Here is a 24,830-nt window from a genome sequence, read left to right as displayed (position 1 = left end):
CCGACGGTTATCCGATCATATCGAACACCACCAAGCGAATCTGAATACCGACACGATATCGGAGTAATTCATCACCCAACGGATAGCGATGCATCGGAGGAGAATGCAGATGCATATATCGGCGCGCAAATGCATATTCGGTTGATCACCCAATTGTATTGAGTGACTTCGTCCGGACTATTCCGCTCGGCGCGATCCACTCCGCACACGACGCCCGCGTGCTCCACCCGCCGAGCGCCGCGAGCGGTCCCGCACCGGCGTCGACGGTTGGTCGAGGACGGTGGACACGAACTGCCGCAACGCGACGGGAAGCGCTCCGCGCGGGGCCTGGTCACGCAGGCTCCTCCCCGCGATCACCGCGGCGTCCACCACCCGTTGGTCCTCCGGCAGGAGCGCGGCCGCTTCGATCCCGCCGAAGCGGGAGAGCGTGGACGCCAGCTGGCCGGCCGGACCGGTACCGAGCGCGACGCCACGCAGCCGGTTCACGACCACCGAGATGCGCGACGGGTCGACGAGTTCGACGAGTTCCGCGTGCCCGCGGAGCAGCCTCGTGACCCCGACCGGGTCGGCCGCGCCGACCTCCACCACCCGGTCTGCGGACCCGAGGACGGCGAACGCCGCCCCGTTCCGTCTGGGCGCGAACAGGTCGCTCGAGATCTCCTCGTCCGCCTCCAGGCAGAATGCCGTGTCGATCACGATGTCGTCCATCCACGCCCGGCAGCGTTCGATGGTCGTCGCGACGCGCTCCGTCGACAGTTCCGTCCAGCGCGCCGCACGGGAGATGCCGGTCAGGACCCGGAACGCCCCGGACGGCGACGGATGGACGACCGCGATCCGCTCGAGCTGCTCGACGTCGAGCGCTCCACTTCCGGCCAGCCGGCAGGCCGCGGCGAACCCGGGTGCCTCGTCGAGGAGGCCGAGCATGGCCGCGACCGATGACCCGTAGGTGTCCGCGTCGATGAGGACGACCCGGCGTCCGCGCGCGGCGAGTTCACTGGCGATGCCCGCGGCGACGGTGGTCGCGCCGGGCGACCCGGCCGCGCCCCACACCGCGATGACCCGCCCGGCGGCCTGGGCGACCGGACGAGGGCCGTCACCGCCGAGGTCGAGCGGCGCGATGGCCCGATCCAGCTCCTCGGGATCGACCGGCAGGAGGACGATGTCGACCAGGCCCAGCCCCGCCGCATGGCGACGCTCGGACTCACCGGACGCGAGCGCCACGACCCTCGTACCCACGCGGTCCGCGAGGTCGATGAGTTCGGCGCTCAGGCGGTCGACCCCGGGTGACACGAGCAGCACGTCGACGGGCGTCCCGGCACCGATGCGCTCGTCGAGTTCGGCGCCGTCGTGACAGCGCCAGGCGACGCGGTGTCCGAGGTCGAGCATCGTCGCGAGGATCTCGCCCTCGACCCGCGGATCGAGGGCGAGTCCGACACGCTGCATCAGCGTTCGCCGGGCTCGGTGGGGACCACGGACAGCAGGTGCGCTGCAGCCGTCGCCGAGAGGACCGTCGCGACGGCCGAGCGTGGGACCGCGAGCTCGAGCGCGACCGAGCCGCGGCCGGACAGTAGCCCTTCGTCCTCGCCGACCCGTACGACCGTCGCGGCCGAGACCAGCACCTCCGGCACTCCGTACCCGTCGCCTTCCGGCGCGGCCGCCCAGAGGTCGACGACGGTCCCCGGCACGACGTCGGCGCCGAGCCGGCCGGCCGGTTCGACGACGAGCGTGGTCACGCCGACGGCGCTCGCCTCGCCGAGCGCGTCGAGCGGTACGAGCTCCCCCGCCGCGATCGTCCGCGTGACGACGATTCCCGCCGGCGGCGCCGCTCCGGCTCCGAGGTACCCGCTTTCGACCGATCCCAGACGTGCGTCGATCACCTGGAGTGAGGAGCGGTCGAGCCGCGTTCCGGGCGTCAGCGTCTCGGAGGCCGCATACACCGGGGTCGTCCGACTCGAGGTCGTGACGAGCCACCACACCCCCAGGATCGACGCGACCACCAGCATGAGGCCCACGAGGAAGCGTGGGTCCACCCAGATGCGCGACCGGGACACCGGCCGTCCGCCGACACCATGACGCAGTCCGGCGAGACGGTCGCTCATCCGCTCGTCGCCGTCGCTTCGCGCCCCTCCGCCTTCCGATCCGTGTCCCCGCTCGCTTCCCCGCACCGTCTCCTCCTTCATGGGCACCCCGCGCGCCGCTTCCGGTCCCATGCTGCCCGGGCTCCGGACATCGCGCCGAAGTTATCCACAGCCCGGCGGACGATGCTCGCGCGAGAGGATAATCGAGGAATGGAATCGCAGCGCGATGCGGCCCCGCTCGGTCGCTTCCTCACCGTCGCCGACACGGCCGAGGTCTTGAACGTCTCGGCCCAGCACGTGGCCGAGCTCATCTCGAGCGGTGAGCTGCCCGCCATCCGGATCGGGCGCAGCGGACCGTGGCGCATCGAGTTCCCGGCACTCGAAGCCTTCATCAGCGGTCAGTACGAGGAGGCACGTCGTGCAGGCCTCTGGCATCAGGCCCAGCTCACCGAACTCGCCGAGTTCTCCGGCGCACCGATGCTCCGGCCCGTGCCTCCCCTCGGCTGAGCCCCGGCCCCGGCGGGCGCCCGCCGAAACGCCTCAGGCAGCACACTCGACGACGACGACCTCCGAGAGCACGACGACGCGGATCTGTTCGACGCTCCGGCTCCGGCGCGGCGACCCCGGCTCGTGGACGGCCAGATCGAGATGATCGCGGCCCACTCGGTCGATCGTGCCCGTCCAGCTGCCCGTCCGGGTCCGCACGACCACCGCAGCACGGCGCCGGCACAGATCACGGAGCAGGAATGAGACGGTCAGGCGGTCGAGCAGTCGCGGTTCGCGGACCGCGACGTCGTCGAGACTCCAATCGACCTGGGTCTGCGTCATGGCGATTGCCGCGATCGCATCGAACGGGACGACGACCTCCCGGCCGCCCGGGCTGCCGGAATCGGCCTGCAACCAGTCCTTCCCGATGCTCCGGACCCGCAGCCGCCAGGTCGTCCCGTCGACGAGTTCGACGACGAGCGGTCCCGGTGCGCCGGCATCGCCGCAGAGGGCGACCAGCCGCTCACGGAGGGTGAGACGCCCACGCCGGAGCCGCTCGGCCTCGATGCGGACGGCGTCGTCGTCGACGGCGAGCTCGTCGTCGAGCTGACCGGCGAGATCGTCGAACAGGCTGTCCCAACGCATACGCCGACGGTAGTGCGCCGAGAGCGGCCTCGTCCTGCGTTCTCCACAGACCCCTGGTCCTGGACGCGGGGTACCTGACATGATGAGTGTGACATTTCAGATTCCGGTCGCCCGACTCGTGGCGCCCGCGCACCCCTCGGAGGCCCCATGAGCACCGCTGCCCGGCACGACGACGACGAGCCCGAAGCACGCACGGCTCGCCTCCGGCCCGCGCCTCCGCTCCCCGAGCGACGCACGCGAGAGGTACGGGCGGCCGCCCGGACCGGTGCGGACGACTATTTCGCGCCCCAACCGGCGCCCCGAGCCGAGCTCCCCGATCCGCGACCACTGCTCGAGAACCTGACTCGGAGCGTGATCGAGGTGATCGCCGGAGCCCGCGACCTCACGCAGCTCGCGCGCTGGATCACCGCCGACGTGCACACCGTCCTACTGAAGCGCGTGATCCTCGCCGAACGGGCACGACGCGTCCGCGGCGTCCCGGGCACCGTCCCGGTCGTCTCGATCGGCACCGTGACCGTCTCCGAGCCACGCGACGGGGTCGTGGAGTCCGTGGTCATCGTCCACGGACGAGCCCGGTCCCGAGCCGTGGCCATCCGACTGGAGGGCTTGGACGGCCGCTGGAGGGCGACCTCGGTGAGCGTGCTCTGACCGCCGCTGCATCCGCGCAGTACCCGACAGACGAGAACCCTCCGGACCGATGTCACCATGGTCCGGAGGGCTCCCGTTTCGTGCCGGCGTGGGCCTACTTCTTCTTGCCCTGCTTGCGACGGTCCGAACGGTTGCTCGGAGCAGCCGCAGGGGCTTCTGACTGCTGACCGAAGGCCCCGCGCGACGCCTTCGCGGCCGGGGCCGCCTTCGTCGCGGGAGCCGCATCGCCGGCGGGACGGTTCGTCTGCTGGAGGCGCTGTGCGCGTTCGGTGGCCGCCTTCTCGATCTGCCCGCGCTGATTGCGGACCTCGACCCCGCCCTGCTCGGTCGGTGCGGAGTAGCTGAGCTTCTCGGTGTCGGGGGTCTCCTGCGTGAGGCCCTTGGCCGTGATCGCCGGTGCGGCGGTGCCGGCATCGACCTCGCCGGCGACCTCGACCTCGAGGTTGAACAGGAAGCCGACGCTCTCCTCACGGATCTGGCCCATCATCTGCTGGAACATCGCGTAGCCCTCGCGCTGGTACTCGACCAGCGGATCGCGCTGCGCCATGGCCCGGAGACCGATGCCGTCCTTCAGGTAGTCCATCTCGTACAGGTGGTCGCGCCAGCGGCGGTCGATCACCTGGAGGACGACGCGGCGCTCGAGCTCGCGCATCGCCGGGGCACCGAGCGACTCCTCGCGGTTGGTGTAGGCGAGTTTGGCGTCGGAGAGGATCTCGCGGCGCATGAAGTCGCGGTTGATCCGCCCCTTCGTCCCGGCCTCCTGGACGACCTCGTCGATTGTCAGGCCGACGGGGTAGAGCGTCTTCAGTTCTGCCCAGAGTGCGTCGAAGTCCCAGTCGTCGCCGTTACCCTCGCCGGTGTGCTCGTCGAGGACGTCGTCGACGACGCTCTCCAGGAACTGCTGCGCACGATCGTGGAGGTCGTCTCCTTCGAGGATGTGGCGGCGGTCGGAGTAGATCGCCTCACGCTGCCGGTTGAGGACGTCGTCGTACTTGAGCACGTTCTTGCGGATCTCCGCGTTCCGCGCCTCGACTTGCGACTGGGCACTGCGGATCGCGCGGCTCACGATCTTCGACTCGATCGCGAGGTCGTCGGGCACGTTCTGGCGCCCCATGAGGCTCTCCGCGGCTCCGGCGTTGAAGAGGCGCATGAGGTCGTCGGTGAGGGACAGGTAGAACCGGCTCTCGCCCGGGTCTCCCTGACGACCGGAGCGACCGCGCAGCTGGTTGTCGATGCGGCGCGACTCGTGGCGTTCGGTACCGAGGACGTAGAGTCCACCGGCGTCGATGACCTTGTCGGCCTCCTCCTTGACCGCTGCCTTCACCTCGGTGAAGACCTCGTCCCACGCGGCCTCGTACTCCTCGGGGGTGTCGATCGGGCTGAGGCCCTTGGCGTTCATCTCCGCGACAGCGAGGAACTCGGCGTTGCCGCCGAGCATGATGTCGGTTCCACGACCGGCCATGTTGGTGGCGACGGTGACCGAGCCGAGTCGACCGGCCTGGGCGATGATCGCGGCTTCACGCGCGTGGTTCTTCGCGTTGAGGACCTCGTGCTTGACGCCCTTCTTGGCGAGGAGCCGCGACAGGTACTCGCTCTTCTCGACGCTCGTGGTGCCCACGAGGACCGGCTGGCCCTGCTCGTGGCGCTCGACGATGTCCTCGACGACCTGTGCGAACTTCGCCTCCTCGTTCTTGTACACGAGGTCCGACTGGTCGATGCGCTGCATGGGGCGGTTGGTCGGGATCGGGACGACGCCGAGCTTGTACGTCGACATGAACTCCGCCGCCTCGGTCTCGGCCGTACCGGTCATGCCGGACAGCTTCTCGTAGAGACGGAAGTAGTTCTGGAGCGTCACGGTCGCGAGGGTCTGGTTCTCGGCCTGGACGGCGACGCCCTCCTTGGCCTCGATCGCCTGGTGGATGCCCTCGTTGTAGCGACGTCCGACCAGGATGCGACCGGTGTGCTCGTCGACGATGAGCACTTCGCCGTTCATCACGACGTAGTCCTTGTCCTTCTTGAAGAGCGCGCGGGCCTTGATCGCGTTGTTCAGGAAGGAGATGAGCGGGGTGTTGGCGGACTCGTAGAGGTTGTCGATGCCGAGGTAGTCCTCGACCTTCTCGATGCCGGGCTCGAGCACGCCGACGGTGCGCTTCTTCTCGTCGACCTCGAAGTCCTCACCGGGCTCGAGTCGTACCGCGAGCCGGGCGAACTCCTGGAACCAGCGGTTCGCCTCACCGGAGGCCTTCCCGGAGATGATGAGCGGGGTCCGTGCCTCGTCGATGAGGATGGAGTCGACCTCGTCGACGACGGCGAAGAAGTGACCGCGCTGGACCATGTCCTTCGCCTGCCACGCCATGTTGTCGCGGAGGTAGTCGAAGCCGAACTGGTTGTTCGTGCCGTAGGTGATGTCGGCCGCGTACTGCTCACGGCGCTGCTCCGGCGTCTGCCCCTCGACGATCACGCCGGTCGTCATGCCGAGCGCACGGAAGACGCGCCCCATGATCTCCGACTGGTACGACGCGAGGTAGTCGTTCACCGTGACGATGTGCACGCCCTTGCCGGCGATGGCGTTCAGGTAGGCCGGAAGGGTCGCGACGAGCGTCTTGCCCTCACCGGTCTTCATCTCGGCGATGTTGCCGAGGTGGAGCGCGGCCCCACCCATGATCTGGACGTCGAAGTGGCGCATGCCGATCGTGCGGCGTGCAGCTTCGCGCACCGCGGCGAAGGCCTCGGGGAGGAGGTCGTCGAGGGTCTCGCCGTTCTCGAAGCGCTCGCGCAGCTCGACGGTCTCGCTCTTCAGCTCCTCGTCGCTCAACTCCGTGAAGTCGTCCTCGAGGGCATTGACCGCCTTCGTGAGGCTGGTCAGCTTCCGGAGGATGCGACCTTCGCCGACGCGAAGGATCTTCTCAAGTGGTGAGGCCACGAATTGCTCTCCATTACGTGTTCCTGATCTCCGTCCTGGTCGACTGACCGGGACGGACGGGGTGCACCAGAACGGGGCAGTCCTCTGAACATGTTAGCGGGGAGTCCCTTGAGTGGACGCTGTGTATCGAGGGGCGGTCGGATGTCGACGGAGCGCCGCCGCAGTGCGGGACGGACGGCTCACTAGGCTGGCGACACCCTACCGCGTAGGTAATTCATGGAGGTTCGATGTCGGTCAAGCACGGTCTGCTCGCGATCCTCGCGCTCGGTGACGACTACGGGTACCGTCTGCGTGGCGAGTTCGACCGGCGGACGACGCCCGACACACCGCTCAACGTCGGCCAGGCCTATGCGACCCTCGATCGTCTCGAGCGGGACGGGCTCGTCGAGCGCGCCGCCGTGGACGCACAGGGGCATGTCTTCTACCGCATCACCGCCGACGGGCGCGACGTGCTCGAACGCTGGTGGGCGACACCCGTCACGGCGAGTGCCTCGCGCGACGAGCTCCCGAACAAGGTCGCCCTCGCGGCGTCGCTCGAGGGCGTCGACGTGTTCGGGGTCATCGCCGTCCAACGCGCGTGGGCACTCGATCTCGTGCAGCAGCTCGACGAGGACCTCTCGGCGCTCCCCCCGACGCCGCAGGGTGACATCGTGTGGATCGGGCTCGAAGCCAGACGGCGACGCTCCCTGGCCGAGCTCGACTGGCTCGAGGCGACCTCGGCACGCCTGCGCGTGCACGACGCCGTCTTCGAGGTCGGCACCGACATGCCACGACGCGGCCGCCCGGCGAACCGGGCGACCGCGTCGGTCGGGGTGCAGGACGCTAGTTCGAGCCGTCCTCGAGGCTGATCACGCCGTAGTCCCAACCCTTGCGGCGGTACACGACGCTCGCCCGCTCCGACGAGGCGTCGATGAACAGGAAGAAGTCGTGGCCGACGAGTTCCATGCGGTCGACGGCGTCCTCGACGCTCATCCACTCCGCGGGGAACTCCTTCGTGCGGATGACGACCGGCGAGTACGCCTCCTGCTCCTCGTCCTCGTGGGTCAGCGTCGCGACGCTGCCGGTCGCGACCTGCTCGAGCAGCTCCGGTGCGGCAGGGGTGATGTCGACGCCGCTGAACCCCTCGCTGCTGGCGGCGTGCAAGGAGGTGCGGTGCTTGCCACGGTGCTCCTTCTTGCGGTCCTTCGAGCGGCGGACGCGCTCGAGCATCCGCGCGATCGCGAGATCGAAGGCCACGTACTTGTCGGAGCCGGTCGACTCCGCACGAACCAACGGTCCGGGGCCGACGAGCGTCAGCTCGACACGGTCCTCGCCCTTGCGCCCGTTGGCGTCGTGATGGCGGGACACCTTGATGTCGAGCGACTGCGCCTGCTCGACCAGATGGGCGACCTTCTCCGCCTTCTCGGTCGCGTACTCGCGGAACCGATCGGTGATGCCGAGTCCAAGTCCGACGATGTTGATATCCACGTTCGACCTCCTCATCCGGCTGACCACCCGGTCCCGGGCGGTCCTTTCACGCCGTTCTGCCACCGTAGTGCCCGAGCCTGCGGAAGTCATCAGCGGTGTTCAGGGAACGTTCATCTTCCGGCCTCGTGACCCGCCGTCCGTTCACGGTCCGACCCTGGCGAGGGCCACGACACCGACCACGAGACCACCACCGTCGCGCATCGCCCGAACGGCCTCCCCGACGGTGGCCCCCGTCGTGACGACGTCCTCCACGAGGAGGAAGCGGCGTCCGTCGAGCCGCCGCGCCGCGACCAGTGCCCCGGCGAGGTTCTCCAGACGCTCAGCCCGGCCGAAGTCCCGCTGGTCGGCTGGTTGCCGTGCCCACCGCAGCGGGCGCGACGGTCTGGTGCCGAGCCGACGCACGAGCTGCTCCACCGGATGGAAGCCCCGCTCGCGGGCGGCGCATCGCCTGGCCGGGATCGTCGCGATCTCCGGCGAGACGCCGCCCATCGCCCGGCTCGCCTCGAGCACGGCGGACCGGAACGCCGGTTCGAGCGCGGCGGCCAGCGGTCGGACGAGGCCGGTCCGGGCGTCCTCTTTGTAGGCGAGGAGGACGGCGCCGACGAACTCGTCGTACCGACGGGCGGCGAGACCGGGGGTACCGCCCGCATCGCTCCACCGCACGAGGTGGGCATCGTCGTCGGAGGCCGCCGGCCGGACCAGCCGCCCGAGGCAGTCGTCGCACAGCCCACGGTCCGGCGCACCGCATCCGGCGCACGTGACCGGGACCAGCAGGGCCCACGCGTCCAGGCAGGCTTCGCGGACATGAGCGAGGGTCGCACTTCGACTCGACGAGGATCGCATCATCCGATGGTCGCGCCCACGCAGCGCGTCCGGTGGCGCATCGTCCGAGACGCAGACGGCTCCGGGACGCCGGACGCGCTGTGGAGCGCGCTCACTCAGTCCGGCGACCCCAACTGGGTCGCGATGAACCGGACGTCGCTGCCCGCCTCCTGCCAGCTCGATCCACGGGGCAACAGCAGCCGGCCGTCACTCGTGAGGGCACGCAGTTGCGTCGGTCCGTTGCCCCCGACCAGGTTCGTGACGTCCGCCAGCTTGGGCACGGGCGCGGAGCGGCCACCGATCTGCTGCGTGACGATCGTCGTCCCGTCACCGCCGCCCAGCAGGACGGCGACCGTGATGTCGTCGACCCAGGTGACGGTCGTCGCCTCCGTGGACATCACCCGGAGCTCCACCGGGTCGCCGAGTCGCAACGGCGCGTTCCGGTCACCGCGGATGATCGCCGCGGCCACGAGCCGCGACTGCGTCCCGTCCCTGAGCACCGCGACGAGGCGCGTACCCTCCCGGGACACCTGGATCGAATCGATCGTGGACGCGCCGGTCCAACTCGTCGCGACCTGCACCGTGCCACCCGCGGCGTCGTGCGCGAGCAGTGCGGACGGCGCCGCTGCCGGGACCGTCCAGGTGAAGCCGAACGGGTCCATCGTCGGCGGGAGGAGGCCCGGGCGGTTGTCGACGAGCCGGACGTCGCCGTCCGCCTGGATCACCGTGACGCCGGCGGCGGAACGGACCGCGGCCTGGTCATGGTCGGCGGACAACACGGCCGCGTCGGCCCCGGCCGCCACGACCGCCGCCGATATCCCCGGCACGGCCTCGAGCCGGTTCCCCGAGGCGAAGCCGAACTCGTCCCCGCGCTGGACGAGTGCCCGGGGGTCGACGCGTGGTGCGGCGAGCGACAGCGGCGAGACCGTCTGCGTGGAGTTGCCCACGACGGTGATCGCGACGTTCGAGACGGCGGCGACCCCGCCGACGCTGCCCGAAAGCTGCACCAGGCTGCTGCTCAGTTGGAGTTGCATCCGCTGGAGGGTGACCGCGTCCGCCTGCAGGGCCGGTTTGGTCAGGTCCACGCGCGCGGTCCCTGCCTCGACCGGAACGGCGTCACTCGTGAGCGAGGTCCCCTCGGGGAACGCCGTCGCCACCGCGCCCTTCAACCATTCGGCCGGTCCGTCGAGGAGCGCCCCGACGATCCTCGTCGCGGTCGACGCTCGCGAGGGGAACCAGCGCTGGTCGGGGACGAGTCGGGTGAAACTCGGGTCGAAGTAGCTCAGGGAGTACGCCGCGAAGACGTCGGCGAACGTCGAGGACTCGAGGACGATGCCAGGCGGAGCAGCCGCGATGCGCCACTCCCCCCGCACCTGCTCGAAGGAGTAGGTCCAGCTGAGCGGCGACGAGTTCCCCGATTCGCGGTACTCACCCCGATCATCGACCGCCGCGACGGGGCTGACGGTGAGTTGCACCGTGTCGGCGACCGGGGCGAACGTGCGGCCGCCCTGGTCGATGGTCACTCCGGCGTCGGGATCCCAGTCGGACCGGAGCGCCGGTGCGAGGAACTCCCGCGCGATCTCGTAGTTGTTCTGCGGGCTCGCGGCGGCGTCGATGAAGCCCCGGAGGATCTGCTCCGGCGTCGCCCCCTCGGCGGGGCCCGGCGCGATGAAGTTGACGTCGACGTCGCCGCCGTCCCCCTCGACCGTGCCGCCGTCCTGCACGGAACCGCCCCGCGGGATGCCCACGCAGGCGGTGAGCACAATCACGAGGAGCATCGGCAGCGCCGCCGCAGCGATCCGACGTACTGCGGACCGTCGTCTCGGCGATCGTGCGGGGACGTCAACCACGAGCATCCTCCTTGTCGTCGTCCGTCGATCGCACGGTCGGGAGTGAGCGGGTCGTCGGCGCGGTGAGCTCGTCGACGATGGACTCGATCGCATCGTCGGGCGGCAGGCTGATGGGCGAGCGGACGATCTCCGTCCCGGGTTCGCGTGGGATGGTGAGGCGGAAGGACGAGCCGGCGGCGGGCTCCGACCAGACCTCCAGCCACCCCTCGTGCAGGACCGCGTCCTCGAGGGAGATCGCGAGCCCGAGCCCGGTCCCGCCGATGGTGCGCTTGCGCGACGGGTCCGCGCGCCAGAAGCGGTCGAACACGCGCTCGGTCGCCTCGCGCGTCATGCCCTGGCCGTAGTCGCGCACCGCGATCGCGACCGAGGACTCGTTGCTGTCCACCGACACCACGATCGGTTTGCCCTCGCCGTGCTCGATGGCGTTGCCGACGAGGTTGCGCACGATCCGCCGGATACGCCGCGGGTCCATCGGGACCGCAGAGTAGCCACCCGGTGCGACGATCCGGAGGTCCGAACCGGTGGGCTCCGCGAGCGGGCGGAGCTCCTCCACGACCTCTTCGGCGAGATGGACGAGACTCGTCGGTTCCAATTCGAGTTCGATGCTGCCCGCGTCGTAGCGGCTGATCTCCAGCAGATCGGCCAGCAGGATCTCGAACCGCCCGACCTGGTCGTGGAGGAGCTCGGCCGTCCGCTCGGTGGCCGGCGGGAAGGAGTCGCGCTGGTCGTAGAGCACGTCGCCGGCCAGGCGGATGGTCGTCAGGGGCGTGCGCAGCTCGTGCGAGACGTCCGAGACGAACCGTTGCTGCACGAGCGAGAGCTCCGCGAGTTCCTTGATCTGCTTCTGCATGCTGGCGGCCATCCCGTTGAAGGAGCGGGCGAGGATGGCGAGCTCGTCCTCGCCCTTCTCGGGCATCCGCACGTCCAGGTCACCGCCGGCGAGACGTTGGCTCGTCTCGGCGGCGGACCGGATCGGTGTCGCGACGAAGCGGACGATGAACCACGCGGCACCACCGACGAGGATCATGAGGCCGACGCCCGCGACGAAGAGGGTCCGTTGCACGAAGCCGAGCGTCTGCTCCGATTCGCTCAGGTCGTAGCCGAGGTAGATCTCGTAGGAGCCGGCGGTCGGCATCGAGACCTCCGAGCCCACGACGATGCCGGCCGTCGACGAGCCGTCGGCCGCGGTGAGGGTGACCGACTGCCATTGGAGGGTGTCCGGGTCGGCCCGGACCGCCTCGGTCAGCGCGTCGGAGATGACACCGCCGCCGAGCCCCGGCGACTCGAAGCCCGGGGGTGTGACCTGACTGAAGTCCTGGCCCGGTGCTCGGTAGGCGGCGATGAGGCTGCTGCCGGACGTCGTCTGGAGATCGGTCCGCACGGTCCCCATGAGCTGCTGCAGGGCGACCCGCTCGCTGGCGTCGGACGCGTCGAGGATGCTCTGCGCGGACGCGATGGCGCGACCGGAGCCGCCGAGCGCCTGCTGCAGCCGGGATTGGAAGAGGTCGTTGCCGATGCTGAACGAGAGGTATGCGCCGGTCAGGAGGATGGCGAGTCCCGAGAGGCCGACCGTGATGGCGACCGTCCGGAACTGCAGCGAGCGCCGCCACTGCGAGCGCACCTGCTGCGGCCACCTCCGCCACAGCCGCCAGTCGGCCGCCCAGCCGGCGAGTCGGGAGGCCATGTCGGATCAGCCGGTGACCGCGCCGGCGCGGTATCCGACGCCACGCACCGTCATGACGATCTTCGGGTTGTCGGGGTCTTCCTCGACCTTGGCGCGGAGCCGCTGCACGTGGACGTTCACGAGTCGGGTGTCGGCCTTGTAGTGGTATCCCCAGACCTGTTCGAGCAGCATCTCGCGGGTGAAGACCTGCTGGGGTTTGCTGGCCAGTGCGAGGAGGAGGTCGAACTCCAGCGGCGTGAGCCCGATGACGCCGTCGGCGCGACGGACCTCGTGGCCCGCGACGTCAACGGTGAGGTCGCCGATGCGGAGGGTCTCCGCGAGGTCGGCGGCCGGCGCGCGCAGCCGCGTGCGGATCCGGGCGACGAGCTCCTTCGGGTTGAACGGCTTCACCATGTAGTCGTCGGCGCCGGACTCGAGCCCCTTCACCACGTCCGCGGTGTCGGACTTCGCGGTCAGCATGATGACCGGGACGCCGGACTCCTGACGGATCAGGCGGCACACCTCGATCCCGTCGATCCCCGGGAGCATGAGGTCGAGGAGGACGAGGTCGGGCTTGGTGTCGCGGAACGCCTGGAGCGCGCCGCCGCCGTCCGCGCAGAACGACGGCTCGAAGCCCTCGGTGCGCAGCACGATGCCGATCATCTCGGCGAGTGCGGTGTCGTCGTCGACGACGAGAATGCGTGCGTTCATAGCTCCGTCTCGGGTGTGACCGGCCGGCCGCGCTGCCTGACCGGTGTCCTTACGTCTCGCCTCAGCGTAGTCGAAGTGTCCAGGAGAACCGCCGAACCGCCGGTCGCGGGCAGGCTCGGTGTGACAACATGGAGTGGTTCGAGACGGCGAGGGGGTGTTGCTGATGGACACGGAACAGCGAGCCGGGGGCGAGATGGGCGATCAGGATCCGAACCCGTGGGCGACGCCGCAGGGGCCACAGCAGCCGGTGGCGCCGGAGCAGGCGACACCGCAGCCGTTCCCAACGCAGCAGGGGTATCCACAGCAGCCCGGCTCTCCGCCGCTGGCCCCACAGGGAGCCCCACAGCAACCCGGCTATCCGCCGCAGCAGGGATACCCGCAGCAGCCCGGGTACCCGCCGCAGCAGGGATACCCGCAGCAGCCCGGGTATCCGGCGCAGGCGGCGTACCCACAGCCGGGATACGGCCAGCAGCCGTATCCGCAGCAGGTCCCGCCCCAGTACACCCAGCCGTACCCCCAGGCTCAGCAGCCCGGGTACGGGACCCCTCCCTCGGCTCCGACCGCCGCCTACGACGCGAATCCCTACGCGACCGGTGCGTCCTGGGCCCCGGGTCCCCAGCAGGGATGGGCACCACCACCGAAGCCGGGGCTCATCCCGCTCCGGCCGCTGTCCTTCAGCGATCTGTTCGGCGCGCCCTTCCTCGTGCTGCGCCGCAACCCGAAGGCGACGTTCGGGAGCGCCCTGCTGCTGCAGGGTCTCACCGCCGTCCTCTCCCTCGTCATCGTCGGCGTCGTCACCTGGCTCTCGCTGAGCCGGCTGTCGCAGGCGGCCCCTGGCGAGGAGGACGCCATCAGCGCCGGGGCCATCACGGCCATCATCCTGTCCTTCCTCATCCCGGTGGCGGTCTCGATCGCCGGTAGCGCGATCCTGCAGGGCATCATCGCGCAAGAGGTCGCTCGCGGCACCCTCGGTGAGAAGCTGCCACTCGGCGTGCTCTGGCGGCGCACGAAAGCGCGCTTCCTGCCGCTCATCGGCTACACCTTCCTCCTGATCGGTGTCGTGACGGTGTTCATCGCCGTCGCCGTGGGCCTCGGATTCGTGCTGACCGGTCTCGGCGGGACCGCGGGCGTGGTCCTGACGGTGGTCATGGGCATCGGCGCCCTGCTCGTCCTGATCTCCGCTTCCGTGTGGCTCGGGACGAAGTTCTCCCTCACACCGAGCATCATCGTCCTCGAGAACGGCAGGGTGTTCCCCTCGCTCGCTCGCTCCTGGCGTCTGACCGACGGCTATTTCTGGCGGACCTTCGGCGTCCAGTTCCTCGTCTCATCGGTCGTCAGCGTCGCGTCGCAGGTCGTCGCGACCCCGATCAGCCTGCTCGCGAGTCTCGTCCCCGTGCTGTTCGTCGGGGTGGACTCGGAGGCGACCATGATCGTCGCCACCATCGCCGCGCAGGGCCTGTCCCTGCTCGTCTCCGTCATCATCGGCGCGATCACGGTCGTCGTCATCAGTGCCACGTCGGCGGTCATCTATGTCGACCTGCGGATGCGCAAAGAGGGGCTCGACCTCGACCTCGCGCGGTTCGTCGAGGCGCGCGCGGGCGGTCGCGAGACGGTCGACAACCCCTTCGATGCCGCCGCCGCCGGGGGCAAAGCGACCCGATGAGCCCGCTGTTCCTCGCGTCGCGCCTCGACGTCCCGCTCGTCCCGGATGCACCGGGCGCCCGGGACCTCCTGCAGCGTGAGCTGTCGAAGCCCGAGTACCAGACGGCGCAACCGTCGTTGTGGGACATCGTGTCGAAGGCGTTCTGGGACTGGGTGAACTCCCTCCGGGTACCGGGTGAGGGCCCCTTCACCGGCCTGTTCCCGATCATCGCGATGACCGTGGTCGTCGTCGGGATCGTCATCGCGTTCATCGTGTGGGGCCTCCCCCGCCTCAACCGGCGGAGCGCCCGTCAGCTCGACCTCTTCGGCGAACGCGACGATCGGACCGCCGAGCGGTTGCGTCAGGACGCGAGGACCGCCGCCGCGGCCGGCGACTGGACACTCGCGCTCCAGGAGCTGTATCGGGCGATCGCTCGCGGACTGTCCGAGCGGACGATCGTCGTGGTCACCCCCGGCACGACGGCGCACGGTTTCGCCGCCCGGGCGGCGGCCGCGTTCCCGCAGGACGGGCGCGCGCTCGCGGAGGCCGCGGACGTCTTCGACGCCGTCCGCTACCTCGAGGCGACGGGTACCGAGGCACAGTACCGGGAGCTCGAAGCACTCGACGCGCGGCTCTCCGTCGCCGCGCCGCAGCTCCTCGCCGACCCCGAGGAGCTGGTCCGGTGACGCTCACGACGAAGCCCACGGAGCATGGGCAGCCCGAGCCCGACGTCGCCACACCACGGCTGCGGACCCGGCTGCGACGGAACCGGTTCTGGATCATCGCGGCGGTCTTCGCGGTCGGGATCGCCCTCGTGCTCATGTTCGCGACGCGAGGCGCGTCGATCGACGCGGCGCTGCTCAGTCCGGGCAACCAGACCCCGAACGGCGGACGCGCGCTCGCGCAGGTGCTCCGTCAGGAGGGCGTCACCGTGACGGAGACCACCACGCTCGATGCGACGCTCGAGGCGGTCGAGGACACCGACAGCACCGTCCTCCTGTTCGATCCCAGCGGGCTGCTCGACGCCTCGCAGCTCGAGCGGTTGGGCGACGCCGACGCCGGACTCGTCGTCGTCACCCCCCGGGCCGCGGCGCTCCGCACCCTGTTCCCCGGCGTCTCGTTCGCGGGCAGCTCGGATGCCTCCGACGTCCTGTCGTCCGACTGCGGCGACCCCACCGCCGAGCGGGCGGGGACGGTCACCGGTGGCTGGACGCTGTACACGACCACCGACGCCGACGCCGAGGGCTGCTTCACGGCCGACAGCGGCGGGAGCGCGGTCGTGACGCAGGCGGACGGCGCACGGGTGCTCCTCGGCTCGGCCGACGCCCTGACGAACGACGTCGTCGACCGTGCAGGGAACGCCGCCCTCGCGCTCGGCCTGCTCGGCTCGACCGAGCAGTTGGTCTGGTACCTGCCGAGCCTCGCCGACGTGCCCGTCACCGGCCCCCCGAGCCTCGACGCGCTGACGCCGAGCTGGGTCGCCGGGGTCACCGGCACCGTCATCATCACGGCGATCCTGGCCATGTTCTGGCGCGGGCGGCGCTTCGGCCCGCTCGTCATCGAGGACCTGCCCGTCGCGGTCCGTGCGAGCGAGACGATGGAGGGGCGCGCACGCCTCTACCAGCGGTCCGGCAACCGTCAGCGGGCGCTGGACGCGCTGCGGATCGGCACCGTGTCCCGCCTCGCGGTCGCCGTGGGCCTCTCGCGCCACGCCTCGGTCGTCGAGGTCGCCGACACGGTCGCCGGACTCGCCGGACTCGACCCTCAGCACGTGCGGTCCGTCCTGCTCGACGCCGTACCGACGAGCGACGCCGAGCTCGTCTCCCTGTCCGATCACCTGCTCGATCTCGAAGCCGCCGTCGCGCGCGCCACGGACCTCACCGGAAGGAACCATCCATGACCGACGCCCCCGTGCCAGGATCCACCGCACCGAACCCGGACGACCTTCGGCGAGCACTCGCCCAGGTCCGCGTCGAGGTCGGCAAGGCCGTCGTGGGTCAGGACGCCGCCGTCACCGGGCTCGTCATCGCGCTCCTCGCCAAGGGCCACGCGCTCCTCGAGGGTGTGCCCGGCGTCGCGAAGACGCTGCTCGTCCGATCACTCAGCCACGCGCTCAGTCTGGACACGAAGCGTGTGCAGTTCACGCCCGACCTCATGCCCGGCGACGTCACGGGCTCCCTCGTCTACGACGCCAAGACCGGGGAGTTCGAGTTCCGCGAGGGCCCGGTGTTCACGAACATCCTGCTGGCCGACGAGATCAACCGCACGCCCCCGAAGACCCAGTCCGCCCTGCTGGAGGCGATGGAGGAGCGCCAGGTCAGCGTCGACGGCCGTTCCCTCCCGCTCCCGGACCCGTTCATCGTGGCCGCCACGCAGAACCCGATCGAGTACGAGGGCACCTACACACTCCCCGAGGCGCAGCTCGACCGCTTCCTGCTGAAGCTCGTCCTCGACGTGCCCGAACGCGACGTCGAGGTGGAGGTGCTCCGGCGGCATTCCGCCGGGTTCAGCCCGCGCGACCTCACGGCTGCGGGTGTCCTGCCGGTCATGGGCGCGGCCGATCTGCGAGCGGCGCAGCTCGAGGTCGGACGCGTGGGTGCCAGCGCCGACGTCCTCGCCTACATCGTCGACCTCGCGCGCGCCACGCGGCGCAGCCCGTCCGTCCGGCTCGGCGTCAGCCCCCGAGGGACGACCGCCCTCCTCGCGTCGGCGAAGGCCTGGGCCTGGTTGAGCGGCTACCAGTCGATCACCCCCGACCACGTGCAGACGATGGTCCTCCCGGTGTGGCGCCACCGCATGCAGCTGCGACCCGAGGCCGAGCTCGAGGGTGTCTCGGTCGACGCGATCCTGCGCTCGATCATGCAGCAGGTGCAGGTGCCCATCTAGATGGCCGTCACCGGGAGGTTCGTCGCGCTCGTCGCGTTCGGCATCGTGCCGATCGTGGTGCTCGGCGTGCTCACGGGCGACGCCGCTCCGGCGTTCATCGCGTGGCTCGTGCTCGCCGCCGCGCTCGGAGCGCTCGACCTGGCGGTCGCCGGTTCGCCTCGGGACATCGTCCTGCAGCGGCAGCTGCCGTCCCGGGTCAGGCTCGGTGACTCGGCGACGAGCACCCTCTTCCTCACCAACCGAGGACGTCGCCGCGTCCGGGCGCTGGTGCGCGACGCCTGGCAACCATCGGCCGGCGCGCCCACCGAGCGACTCCGCGTCGACCTCCCGCCCGGTGAGCGGCGGAGCCTCAGCCTGGTGCTCACCCCGTTCCGTCGGGGCGAGCGACGGGTGTCCCAGGTCACGGTGCGGTCGTTCGGTCCGCTCGGTCTCCTCGCTCGACAGGCGACGCTGAACAGCGCCGGGCACCTCCGGGTCCTTCCAGCGTTCACTTCCCGGAAGCACCTCCCGAGCCGGATCGCACGCCTCCGCGAACTCGACGGCGCGACGAGCGTCATGGTCCGCGGTCAGGGCACCGAGTTCGACTCCCTCCGCGAATACGTGCGAGGTGACGACGTGCGTTCGATCGACTGGCGTGCCACGGCACGACGCGGCGACGTCATGATCCGCACCTGGCGGCCCGAGCGTGACCGCCGGGTCGTCATCGTCACCGACACCGGCCGCACTTCGGCTGCCCGCATCGCCGATGAGCCGCGCATCGACACGGCGTTCGAAGCCGCGCTCCTGTTGGCCGCGCTCGCCACGAGAGCCGGGGACCGCATCGACTATCTCGCCTACGACCGTCGGGTGCGTGGTCGCGTCCAGGGCGCGACCGGTGCCGAACTCCTCTCGAGGATGGTCGACGCGATGGCGCTCGTCGACCCGGAACTCATCGAGACCGACTGGGACGCCGTCCCCGGCCAGGTCAGACAGATCACGAACCAGCGCGCCCTCGTCGTCCTGCAGACCTCGATCGACGCCCCCGGGGCCGCGCGCGGGCTCCTCGCCGTCCTCCCCCAGCTCACGCAGCGCCACACGGTGGTCGTGACGAGCGTCGTCGACCCGGCGACCCTCGAGGCCACGCGCGACCGCGGCGACCGCGAGACCGTGTACCGCGCCGCTGCGGCCGAACGCGCCCTGCTCGACATCGAACGCGTGTCGGCGGCGATCAGACAGCTCGGGGCCGACGTCGTCACCGGTTCACCCGAGACCCTGCCTCCGGCGCTCGCCGACGCCTACATCGCGCTCAAGGCCTCCGGTCGACTCTGACCCGATCCGTCGCCGATCGACCGGGTCCCTCCGCGTGCCGGCGGGACCCGGGAGAACGGATCAGCGGCCCTTGCGCTTCTTGCGGCGTTCCCGGGCGAGCTCCTCCTGCTTGGCCTTCCGCGCGGCGAGCTGGGCGCCCCGGCTCGTCCCGGCGGCGGTGCCCTGGGTCGAGCCGGCCTTCGGCTTCTTCCGTCGTCTCGCGGCCTGCTGCGGTGCAGGAGCGGCGGCCTGCTCGGTCGGGGCGGACCGTCGCGAACTGTTGGCCGTGCGTCCGCGCACGATGCCGATGAACTCCTCCACGGCTTCGTCCTCGCGGTCCTGAGGCCACACCAGCACGACCGGGATGGATGGAAGATCGGCGATCGGACGGTACTCCACGTCCTTCCGCTGGTGCAGTCGCGCGACCGACTGCGGGACCACGACGATTCCGACCTCGGACGCGGCCAGCTCGACCGCGGCCTCCGGGTCGTCGGTCAACGGCGCCGCCGGGGCGTCGAACCCGAGCGCGGCGGCACGTTCGGCCCACTCGAGGACGAGCGGCGTCATGATCAGCTGCTCGTCGGCGAGCGCGGCCATCCCGACCGTGTCCTCGGCTCCGAGGACAGCGCCCTTGGCGAAGACGACGACGGGGAGCTCCTCGAACAGGGCGATCGTGTTCAGCCCGTCATGGTCGATCGGGACCCGGGCGAGCACGACGTCCGCTGCACCGGAGGCCAGGACCGCTCGCTGCTCGTCGAGGTCCACCCGGATCAGGCGGAGTTCGTCGTCCGGACGGCGCTCGCTCCAGATGCGCGCCCACTTCCCCGGGTTCACGCCGCGTGCGTAGGCGACGGTCAGCACCGGCGGGACGTTCTCCGGCACCGTGTCGGCGCCGATCCCGTCGTCGCCGATCTCGATCCCGTCGACCTGGTCGTCCTGCCTGTCCATCGAAGCCTCCACTGCTCGGCTTGCCACACTACTGCAGCTCAGTCGACGGGTGATCCGGCCGGTTGGGCGAGGACACTGCAGCGAGGTACGCTGAGCGGATGGGTGCGAGCGAACAGATCATGAAACCGGCGACCGCGGCGAAGAAGCTCGGGGTCTACCTGCCGGCGACCCCGGCGTCGTTCCAGGAGGAGCCGATCACGCGGTCGGCGTTCCTCGAACTGCAGGCGAACCCGGCGGACTGGCTCGTCGAGCTCCGCAAGAACGGACCGCACCCGCGCGACGTCGTCGCCCGCAAGCTGGGCGTGTCGACCTCCGGTCTGGCTCGCGCCGAGATGACCGAGGCGTTGACCACCGAACAGATCCAGGAGCTGCTCCGCACGCTGCCCGCATGGCTCGTGCAGGAGCGTGCCGTCCACGCCGAGGTGAACGCCGAGAACGCCCGGGTCAACGCCAGGAACGCCGAGCGCCGCGCACGATCCGAAGCCGGCGAGTAGCCGTCAGCCGGCGACGATCCGCTTCGCGCCGGCCTCGAACTCAGCCAGGTCGCCGCGCTCCCCCGAGCGGTACGCGCGACCGCCCCACCAGCACATGTAGGTCAGGAACGCGGCGAGCGCTCCCCCGCCGATGAGCATCTTGACCGCCCACGGCCACGGTGCCGGCGTCACGAAGCCCTCGACGAGCCCCGAGACGAAGAGCACGATCACCAGCCCGATGGCGATCGTGAACAGCGCTCGGCCCTCCTCGGCAAGCGCCTGGCCCCTCGTCCGTGGCCCTGGTGCCACCCAGGCCCAGAAGATGCGGAGACCCGCCGCTGCCGCGACGAACACCGCCGTGAGCTCGAGCATGCCGTGCGGGAGGATGTACTCGAAGAACACGTCACCCTTGCCGTAGGCGAACATCACCCCTGCGGCCTGCCCGACCCCCTGGGCGTTGGTGACGATGATGTACGGGACCCAGACGCCGCTGATGCCGAACGCCACGCATTGCGCCGCGATCCACGCGTTGTTCGTCCACACCTGGCCGGCGAAGCTCGCAGCCGGGTTGTCGGAGTAGTAGGCGACGAAGTCATCCTCGACGTACTGCTTGAGCTGGGCGTCGGTCCCGAGGTTCGCGAGGACCTGCGGGTTGCCGGCGATCCACACGGCGTACAGGGTCGCGATGACGACCGTCGCGACCGCGACCGCGAGAGTCACCCACCGGACCCGGTAGAGCGCGGCCGGCAGCGCCAGGACGAAGAACCGCGGGACACTCGACAACACGTTCGCACTGGCCCCGGTGAACCGGAGGCGCGCCCGCGACAGCGACACCGAGAGGCGGTCGCCGACGAGGGTCGATCCGGCCGTCGTCTTGATCGCGGAGAGCTGGGTCGCCCCGGCTTGATAGCGGTCGATCAGCTCATCGGCCTCCGGCCCGCTGAAGAACCGCTGCTTGCCGAGCGCGTCGAGGCGGTCCCATTCCTGGCGGTGGGCTGCGGAGTAGGCGTCGAGGTCCATCGCAGCCATGCTACGCGTTGGCGGCGCTCCATGGCCGGTCCCCCGCGCATCTGCTTGAATGGAGCACATGTCCGAACCGGCCCGGGTCCCGCTGCACGAGACGACGCTGGACGACGGCACCGAGCTGATCACCGGCGAGGCGGTCGCCCTCGACGTGCGGCCCACCGGGTTCATCCTGCGCGCGGCGGGCGCCATCATCGACTACGTGGTGTCGATCCTCGTGTTCGTCGGCCTCATGCTCGCGATGTTCTCCTGGATCCTGTCCGGGGTCGCCATGGACACCGCGATGTTCACCGCCATCGTGCTCGGCCTGACGGTGCTCTGCCTCGTCGTCCTGCCGGCAGCGGTCGAGATCGCCACCCGCGGACGGTCGCTCGGCAGACTCGTGGTCGGTGCCCGCATCGTCCGGGACGACGGGGGTGCACCCGGCTTCCGGCACGCGTTCATCCGTGCCCTCACCGGGTACTTCGAGATCTACGCCACAGCTGGCGGCATCGCCGCACTCACCGGCCTGCTCAGTGCTCGCTCGAAGCGTCTGGGCGACGTGCTCGCCGGGACCTACAGCCAACGTGAGCGTCTGCCGCGGGTGGTGGAGCCCGTCGCGATGATCCCACCGCAGCTCGCCGCCTGGGCCGGCGGCGCCGACGTGGCCCGACTGCCCGACCCGCTGGCGCGGCGCGTCACCCAGTTCCTCAAGCAGGCCGGCTCACTGACCCCGGCCACGAGGACCCGATTGGCGGCCGAACTCGCGGCAGAGGTGTCCCGATTCGTGTCGCCCCTGCCGATCGCTCCGCCGGAGGCGTTCCTCGTCGGGGTCTCCGTCATCCGCCGGGAGCGCGAGTACCAGGCCCAACTCGCAGCCCGTCAGCGCCTGTCGCTCCTCCAGCCGGTGCTGAGCGGTCAGCCGCACCGGTTCCCCGACCGCTGAGGCGGGGAACCGGCGACACCGCCTAGTAGCGGTAGTGGTCGACCTTGTACGGGCCCTCGACCGGCACACCGATGTAGTCGGCCTGCTCGCCCGTGAGCGTCGTCAGCTGCACGCCGAGCGCGTCGAGGTGCAGGCGAGCGACCTTCTCGTCGAGGTGCTTCGGCAGCACGTACACGCCGATCGGGTACTCCTCGATCCGCGTCCAGAGCTCGAGCTGCGCGAGCACCTGGTTCGTGAAGGAGTTGCTCATCACGAACGAGGGGTGCCCCGTCGCGTTCCCGAGGTTCATGAGGCGTCCCTCGCTGAGCACGAGGACGCTGCGCCCCGTGGGGAGGCGCCACTCGTGGACCTGGGGCTTGATCTCGATCTTCTCGGCGCCCTCGAGCGCCTCGAGCGAGGCCATGTCGATCTCGTTGTCGAAGTGCCCGACGTTCGAGACGATCGCGAGGTGCTTGAGCGCGAGGATGTGGTCGAGGGTGACGACGTTGAAGTTGCCGGTGCACGTCACAATGATGTCGACCTGGTCGGCGACGCTCTCGAGGGTCGCGACCTGGAAGCCGTCCATCGACGCCTGGAGGGCGCAGATCGGGTCGACCTCGGAGACGATGACCCGGGCTCCCTGGCCGCGGAGGGCCTCGGCCGCGCCCTTCCCGACGTCGCCGTAGCCCGCGACGAAGACGACCTTGCCACCGATGAGCACGTCGGTCGCGCGGTTGAGGCCGTCCGGCAGCGAGTGCCGGATGCCGTACTTGTTGTCGAACTTGCTCTTCGTGACCGAGTCGTTCACGTTGATCGCGGGGAACAGCAGCTCACCCTGCTTCGCCAGCTCGTAGAGGCGGTGGACACCGGTGGTGGTCTCCTCGGTCACGCCGAGGATGTCGGCGGCGACCTTCGTCCAGCGGTCGCTGCTGCCGGCGAGCGAACGGCGGAGCACGTCGAGGACGATGCTGTACTCGTGGCTGTCGGCGTCGGTCGTGTCGGGGACCGCTCCGGCCAGCTCGAACCGACGGCCCTGGTGGACGAGCATGCTCGCGTCGCCACCGTCGTCGAGGATGAGGTTGGGGCCGGTCCACTCGGCTCCGGCCGTGGCCGCTTCGGTCGACCAGTCGAAGATCTGCTCGGTGCACCACCAGTACTCTTCGAGCGTCTCGCCCTTCCAGGCGAAGACCGGCACACCGGCCGGTGCCTCGACGGTCCCGTGCGGACCGACTGCGACGGCCGCCGCCGCCTCGTCCTGGGTCGAGAAGATGTTGCAGCTCGCCCAGCGGACCTGGGCACCGAGCGCGACGAGCGTCTCGATGAGCACCGCGGTCTGCACCGTCATGTGCAGCGAACCGGCGATACGGGCGCCGGCGAGGGGCTGGCTCGCGCCGAACTCCTCGCGGAGGGCCATCAGGCCGGGCATCTCGTTCTCGGCGAGGCGGAGCTGGTGTCGGCCGGCCTCGGCGAGCGACAGGTCGGCCACCTTGTACGGCAGGGTGGTCGTGGGGGCAGACGGTGCGGAAGAACTCATGACGCCATTCTCGCAGACCGTCACGCGTCGTGGACCTTCATGTCGGCCCCGAGATCGGCACGGCGCGGTGGGATGCCGCTGGTCAGGAGCCGTAGCCGACGTCGCCGAGGACGCTGTGCTTCACGACGCTCCAGCCCTGCGGCACGCTCAGCCGTACGGCATGGATGGAGCAGAGGTCGTAGCTGTGTGGACTCTTCTCGATGCTCAGCGGTCCGAGGACCGCCATCGAGTCACGGTAGTCATAGGTCAGCGTCGCTACGGGCTCGCGCGAGCAGCCGACCTTCGAACACATCCTGTCCACCATTTGCCCCAGCGTAGCCCGGGGGCGCCGGCGGCACCGTCCGGCTCGCCGGTCGAGCGGGTCTGAACCGGGCCGCCGGCGACACCTAGACTGGACGCATGGCGCAGGCTGACGAGGAGACGCGAGGCGCCCTCTCGCGCCGCCGATCACGGCACGGTCGCAACGGTCGTTCGAGCGTCGTCGGACCAGACGTGCCACCGATCGACACCCGGATCGACCAGTTCGACCTGACGGTCGCCACCACCGCCGACTACCTCCGCGGAGCCTGGCCCGCCGAACTCGCCGACGTCAGGTTCGAGGTCGGCGCGATGCCGGCGCAGAACTCCGGGACGGACGGCGTCGACCGCTGGTTCGTCGACCGAGCACGCCGACGGATCATCCTGTACCGGCTGCCCATCCAGCGGATGAGCAAGCTCCACCGGAACGACGAGCTGCATCAGCGCATGATGGTGGAGAGCTGCGTGTTCCGCGCCGTCGCCGAGCTCCTCGGCAAGGACCCCTGGGACCTCGGGCCGGAACGCTACCGGTTCCTCTGACCC

At 70.2% G+C, this 24,830-nt stretch carries 24 protein-coding genes; 11 read left to right on the top strand and 13 right to left on the bottom strand.

All coding sequences use genetic code 11. The features are described from left to right. Positions 1-177: 177 nt before the first annotated feature. Positions 178-1,443 (bottom strand): P-loop NTPase, encoded by a 1,266-nt coding sequence (locus RWN05_RS11170; RefSeq protein WP_314139568.1) that lies wholly within the window; start codon positions 1,441-1,443, stop codon positions 178-180. Beyond that, positions 1,443-2,099: a hypothetical protein gene (locus RWN05_RS11165; RefSeq protein ID WP_314139566.1), complete on the bottom strand. Its 657-nt coding sequence runs from the start codon at positions 2,097-2,099 to the stop codon at positions 1,443-1,445. Before RWN05_RS11165 ends, RWN05_RS11170 begins: the two co-directional genes overlap by 1 nt. A gap of 189 nt (positions 2,100-2,288) precedes the next feature. Between RWN05_RS11165 and RWN05_RS11160 the strand changes: the two genes are divergently transcribed. Then, positions 2,289-2,585 carry a helix-turn-helix domain-containing protein gene (locus RWN05_RS11160; protein WP_064295239.1) on the top strand — a complete coding sequence of 99 codons (297 nt, stop codon included), beginning with the start codon at positions 2,289-2,291 and terminating at the stop codon, positions 2,583-2,585. Positions 2,586-2,618: 33 nt separating this feature from the next. Here RWN05_RS11160 and RWN05_RS11155 read toward each other — a convergent pair whose 3' ends face one another. Then, a complete protein-coding gene (locus RWN05_RS11155; protein WP_314139563.1) occupies positions 2,619-3,209 on the bottom strand; it encodes a hypothetical protein in 591 nt (196 codons plus the stop codon). A gap of 147 nt (positions 3,210-3,356) precedes the next feature. On the opposite strand from RWN05_RS11155, the gene RWN05_RS11150 reads away from it, so the two are divergent. Then, entirely contained in the window at positions 3,357-3,857 is a 501-nt protein-coding gene (locus tag RWN05_RS11150) for an Rv3235 family protein (RefSeq protein WP_285039440.1), read from the top strand. Between the two features lie 94 nt (positions 3,858-3,951). Here RWN05_RS11150 and secA read toward each other — a convergent pair whose 3' ends face one another. Continuing rightward, a complete protein-coding gene (gene secA, locus RWN05_RS11145) occupies positions 3,952-6,780 on the bottom strand; it encodes a preprotein translocase subunit SecA (protein ID WP_064295237.1) in 2,829 nt (942 codons plus the stop codon). Between the two features lie 227 nt (positions 6,781-7,007). Between secA and RWN05_RS11140 the strand changes: the two genes are divergently transcribed. After that, positions 7,008-7,628: a PadR family transcriptional regulator gene (locus tag RWN05_RS11140; protein WP_121291857.1), complete on the top strand. Its 621-nt coding sequence runs from the start codon at positions 7,008-7,010 to the stop codon at positions 7,626-7,628. On the opposite strand, the gene hpf is transcribed toward RWN05_RS11140, so the two are convergent. From hpf to mtrA, 5 genes are all read right to left on the bottom strand, one after another. Beyond that, on the bottom strand, positions 7,603-8,247 hold the full coding sequence (gene hpf / locus RWN05_RS11135) for a ribosome hibernation-promoting factor, HPF/YfiA family (protein WP_064295235.1): 645 nt from the start codon (positions 8,245-8,247) through the stop codon (positions 7,603-7,605). The two genes, RWN05_RS11140 and hpf, sit on opposite strands and share 26 nt — an antisense overlap. Before the next feature lie 141 nt (positions 8,248-8,388). Further along, the gene (locus RWN05_RS11130) at positions 8,389-8,910 is read right to left on the bottom strand and encodes a ComF family protein (RefSeq protein WP_285039438.1); all 522 of its coding nucleotides are present in this window, start codon (positions 8,908-8,910) and stop codon (positions 8,389-8,391) included. Positions 8,911-9,185: 275 nt separating this feature from the next. Then, positions 9,186-10,847: an LpqB family beta-propeller domain-containing protein gene (locus RWN05_RS11125; protein WP_314139559.1), complete on the bottom strand. Its 1,662-nt coding sequence runs from the start codon at positions 10,845-10,847 to the stop codon at positions 9,186-9,188. Between the two features lie 64 nt (positions 10,848-10,911). Next, positions 10,912-12,603 (bottom strand): MtrAB system histidine kinase MtrB, encoded by a 1,692-nt coding sequence (mtrB, locus tag RWN05_RS11120; protein ID WP_064295233.1) that lies wholly within the window; start codon positions 12,601-12,603, stop codon positions 10,912-10,914. A 6-nt stretch (positions 12,604-12,609) separates the two neighbouring features. After that, positions 12,610-13,293 carry an MtrAB system response regulator MtrA gene (mtrA, locus tag RWN05_RS11115; protein WP_064295232.1) on the bottom strand — a complete coding sequence of 228 codons (684 nt, stop codon included), beginning with the start codon at positions 13,291-13,293 and terminating at the stop codon, positions 12,610-12,612. Positions 13,294-13,456: 163 nt separating this feature from the next. Here mtrA and RWN05_RS11110 point away from each other — a divergent pair, with 163 nt between their 5' ends. The 5 genes from RWN05_RS11110 to RWN05_RS11090 are packed head-to-tail and all read left to right on the top strand — an operon-like array spanning position 13,457 to position 19,129. Next, a complete protein-coding gene (locus tag RWN05_RS11110) occupies positions 13,457-14,956 on the top strand; it encodes a hypothetical protein (RefSeq protein WP_314139557.1) in 1,500 nt (499 codons plus the stop codon). Beyond that, positions 14,953-15,621, top strand: a complete 669-nt coding sequence (locus RWN05_RS11105; protein WP_175117739.1) for a DUF4129 domain-containing protein — start codon at positions 14,953-14,955, stop codon at positions 15,619-15,621. The genes RWN05_RS11110 and RWN05_RS11105 overlap by 4 nt, the downstream gene beginning before the upstream one ends. Further along, positions 15,618-16,835, top strand: a complete 1,218-nt coding sequence (locus RWN05_RS11100) for a DUF4350 domain-containing protein (RefSeq protein ID WP_314139555.1) — start codon at positions 15,618-15,620, stop codon at positions 16,833-16,835. Before RWN05_RS11105 ends, RWN05_RS11100 begins: the two co-directional genes overlap by 4 nt. Continuing rightward, positions 16,832-17,821, top strand: a complete 990-nt coding sequence (locus RWN05_RS11095) for a MoxR family ATPase (RefSeq protein WP_121291863.1) — start codon at positions 16,832-16,834, stop codon at positions 17,819-17,821. The genes RWN05_RS11100 and RWN05_RS11095 overlap by 4 nt, the downstream gene beginning before the upstream one ends. Next, the gene (locus RWN05_RS11090; RefSeq protein WP_314139553.1) at positions 17,822-19,129 is read left to right on the top strand and encodes a DUF58 domain-containing protein; all 1,308 of its coding nucleotides are present in this window, start codon (positions 17,822-17,824) and stop codon (positions 19,127-19,129) included. A 60-nt stretch (positions 19,130-19,189) separates the two neighbouring features. Here the strand turns inward: RWN05_RS11090 and RWN05_RS11085 are convergent, their stop codons facing one another. Continuing rightward, on the bottom strand, positions 19,190-20,056 hold the full coding sequence (locus tag RWN05_RS11085) for a LysR family substrate-binding domain-containing protein (RefSeq protein WP_314139551.1): 867 nt from the start codon (positions 20,054-20,056) through the stop codon (positions 19,190-19,192). Between the two features lie 98 nt (positions 20,057-20,154). Between RWN05_RS11085 and RWN05_RS11080 the strand changes: the two genes are divergently transcribed. Then, entirely contained in the window at positions 20,155-20,550 is a 396-nt protein-coding gene (locus tag RWN05_RS11080) for a DUF5997 family protein (RefSeq protein WP_314139549.1), read from the top strand. 3 nt (positions 20,551-20,553) lie between these two features. Here the strand turns inward: RWN05_RS11080 and RWN05_RS11075 are convergent, their stop codons facing one another. Then, entirely contained in the window at positions 20,554-21,549 is a 996-nt protein-coding gene (locus RWN05_RS11075; RefSeq protein WP_121291866.1) for a stage II sporulation protein M, read from the bottom strand. Positions 21,550-21,616: 67 nt separating this feature from the next. Here RWN05_RS11075 and RWN05_RS11070 point away from each other — a divergent pair, with 67 nt between their 5' ends. Continuing rightward, complete coding sequence (locus RWN05_RS11070) at positions 21,617-22,477, top strand: RDD family protein (RefSeq protein WP_085513390.1); 861 nt, start codon at positions 21,617-21,619, stop codon at positions 22,475-22,477. 22 nt (positions 22,478-22,499) lie between these two features. Here RWN05_RS11070 and ahcY read toward each other — a convergent pair whose 3' ends face one another. Next, a complete protein-coding gene (gene ahcY / locus RWN05_RS11065; protein WP_121292048.1) occupies positions 22,500-23,990 on the bottom strand; it encodes an adenosylhomocysteinase in 1,491 nt (496 codons plus the stop codon). A gap of 82 nt (positions 23,991-24,072) precedes the next feature. Continuing rightward, the gene (locus tag RWN05_RS11060; protein WP_369808449.1) at positions 24,073-24,282 is read right to left on the bottom strand and encodes a DUF3499 family protein; all 210 of its coding nucleotides are present in this window, start codon (positions 24,280-24,282) and stop codon (positions 24,073-24,075) included. A gap of 107 nt (positions 24,283-24,389) precedes the next feature. Here RWN05_RS11060 and RWN05_RS11055 point away from each other — a divergent pair, with 107 nt between their 5' ends. Next, positions 24,390-24,827 carry a metallopeptidase family protein gene (locus RWN05_RS11055; protein ID WP_064295223.1) on the top strand — a complete coding sequence of 146 codons (438 nt, stop codon included), beginning with the start codon at positions 24,390-24,392 and terminating at the stop codon, positions 24,825-24,827. The last annotated feature ends 3 nt before the right edge of the window (positions 24,828-24,830 follow it).

The organism is uncultured Plantibacter sp. (genome assembly GCF_963518075.1).
Taxonomy (GTDB): domain Bacteria; phylum Actinomycetota; class Actinomycetes; order Actinomycetales; family Microbacteriaceae; genus Plantibacter; species Plantibacter flavus_A.
The sequence above is the reverse complement of the archived record's forward strand: the minus strand, read 5'-3'. Positions and strand labels throughout refer to the sequence as shown.

Bases quoted from the DNA above. Each gene is read 5' to 3' on its own strand.
- RWN05_RS11110 (WP_314139557.1), top strand. From the start codon at position 13,457: ATGGACACGGAACAGCGAGCCGGGGGCGAGATGGGCGATCAGGATCCG.
- RWN05_RS11140 (WP_121291857.1), top strand. From the start codon at position 7,008: ATGTCGGTCAAGCACGGTCTGCTCGCGATCCTCGCGCTCGGTGACGAC.
- RWN05_RS11165 (WP_314139566.1), bottom strand. From the start codon at position 2,099: ATGAGCGACCGTCTCGCCGGACTGCGTCATGGTGTCGGCGGACGGCCG.
- RWN05_RS11160 (WP_064295239.1), top strand. From the start codon at position 2,289: ATGGAATCGCAGCGCGATGCGGCCCCGCTCGGTCGCTTCCTCACCGTC.
- RWN05_RS11090 (WP_314139553.1), top strand. From the start codon at position 17,822: ATGGCCGTCACCGGGAGGTTCGTCGCGCTCGTCGCGTTCGGCATCGTG.
- mtrA (WP_064295232.1), bottom strand. From the start codon at position 13,293: ATGAACGCACGCATTCTCGTCGTCGACGACGACACCGCACTCGCCGAG.
- RWN05_RS11060 (WP_369808449.1), bottom strand. From the start codon at position 24,282: ATGTGTTCGAAGGTCGGCTGCTCGCGCGAGCCCGTAGCGACGCTGACC.
- RWN05_RS11085 (WP_314139551.1), bottom strand. From the start codon at position 20,056: ATGGACAGGCAGGACGACCAGGTCGACGGGATCGAGATCGGCGACGAC.
- RWN05_RS11070 (WP_085513390.1), top strand. From the start codon at position 21,617: ATGTCCGAACCGGCCCGGGTCCCGCTGCACGAGACGACGCTGGACGAC.
- RWN05_RS11075 (WP_121291866.1), bottom strand. From the start codon at position 21,549: ATGGACCTCGACGCCTACTCCGCAGCCCACCGCCAGGAATGGGACCGC.
- RWN05_RS11170 (WP_314139568.1), bottom strand. From the start codon at position 1,443: ATGCAGCGTGTCGGACTCGCCCTCGATCCGCGGGTCGAGGGCGAGATC.
- RWN05_RS11150 (WP_285039440.1), top strand. From the start codon at position 3,357: ATGAGCACCGCTGCCCGGCACGACGACGACGAGCCCGAAGCACGCACG.
- RWN05_RS11055 (WP_064295223.1), top strand. From the start codon at position 24,390: ATGGCGCAGGCTGACGAGGAGACGCGAGGCGCCCTCTCGCGCCGCCGA.
- mtrB (WP_064295233.1), bottom strand. From the start codon at position 12,603: ATGGCCTCCCGACTCGCCGGCTGGGCGGCCGACTGGCGGCTGTGGCGG.
- RWN05_RS11155 (WP_314139563.1), bottom strand. From the start codon at position 3,209: ATGCGTTGGGACAGCCTGTTCGACGATCTCGCCGGTCAGCTCGACGAC.
- RWN05_RS11125 (WP_314139559.1), bottom strand. From the start codon at position 10,847: ATGCTCCTCGTGATTGTGCTCACCGCCTGCGTGGGCATCCCGCGGGGC.
- ahcY (WP_121292048.1), bottom strand. From the start codon at position 23,990: ATGAGTTCTTCCGCACCGTCTGCCCCCACGACCACCCTGCCGTACAAG.
- RWN05_RS11095 (WP_121291863.1), top strand. From the start codon at position 16,832: ATGACCGACGCCCCCGTGCCAGGATCCACCGCACCGAACCCGGACGAC.
- RWN05_RS11080 (WP_314139549.1), top strand. From the start codon at position 20,155: ATGGGTGCGAGCGAACAGATCATGAAACCGGCGACCGCGGCGAAGAAG.
- RWN05_RS11105 (WP_175117739.1), top strand. From the start codon at position 14,953: ATGAGCCCGCTGTTCCTCGCGTCGCGCCTCGACGTCCCGCTCGTCCCG.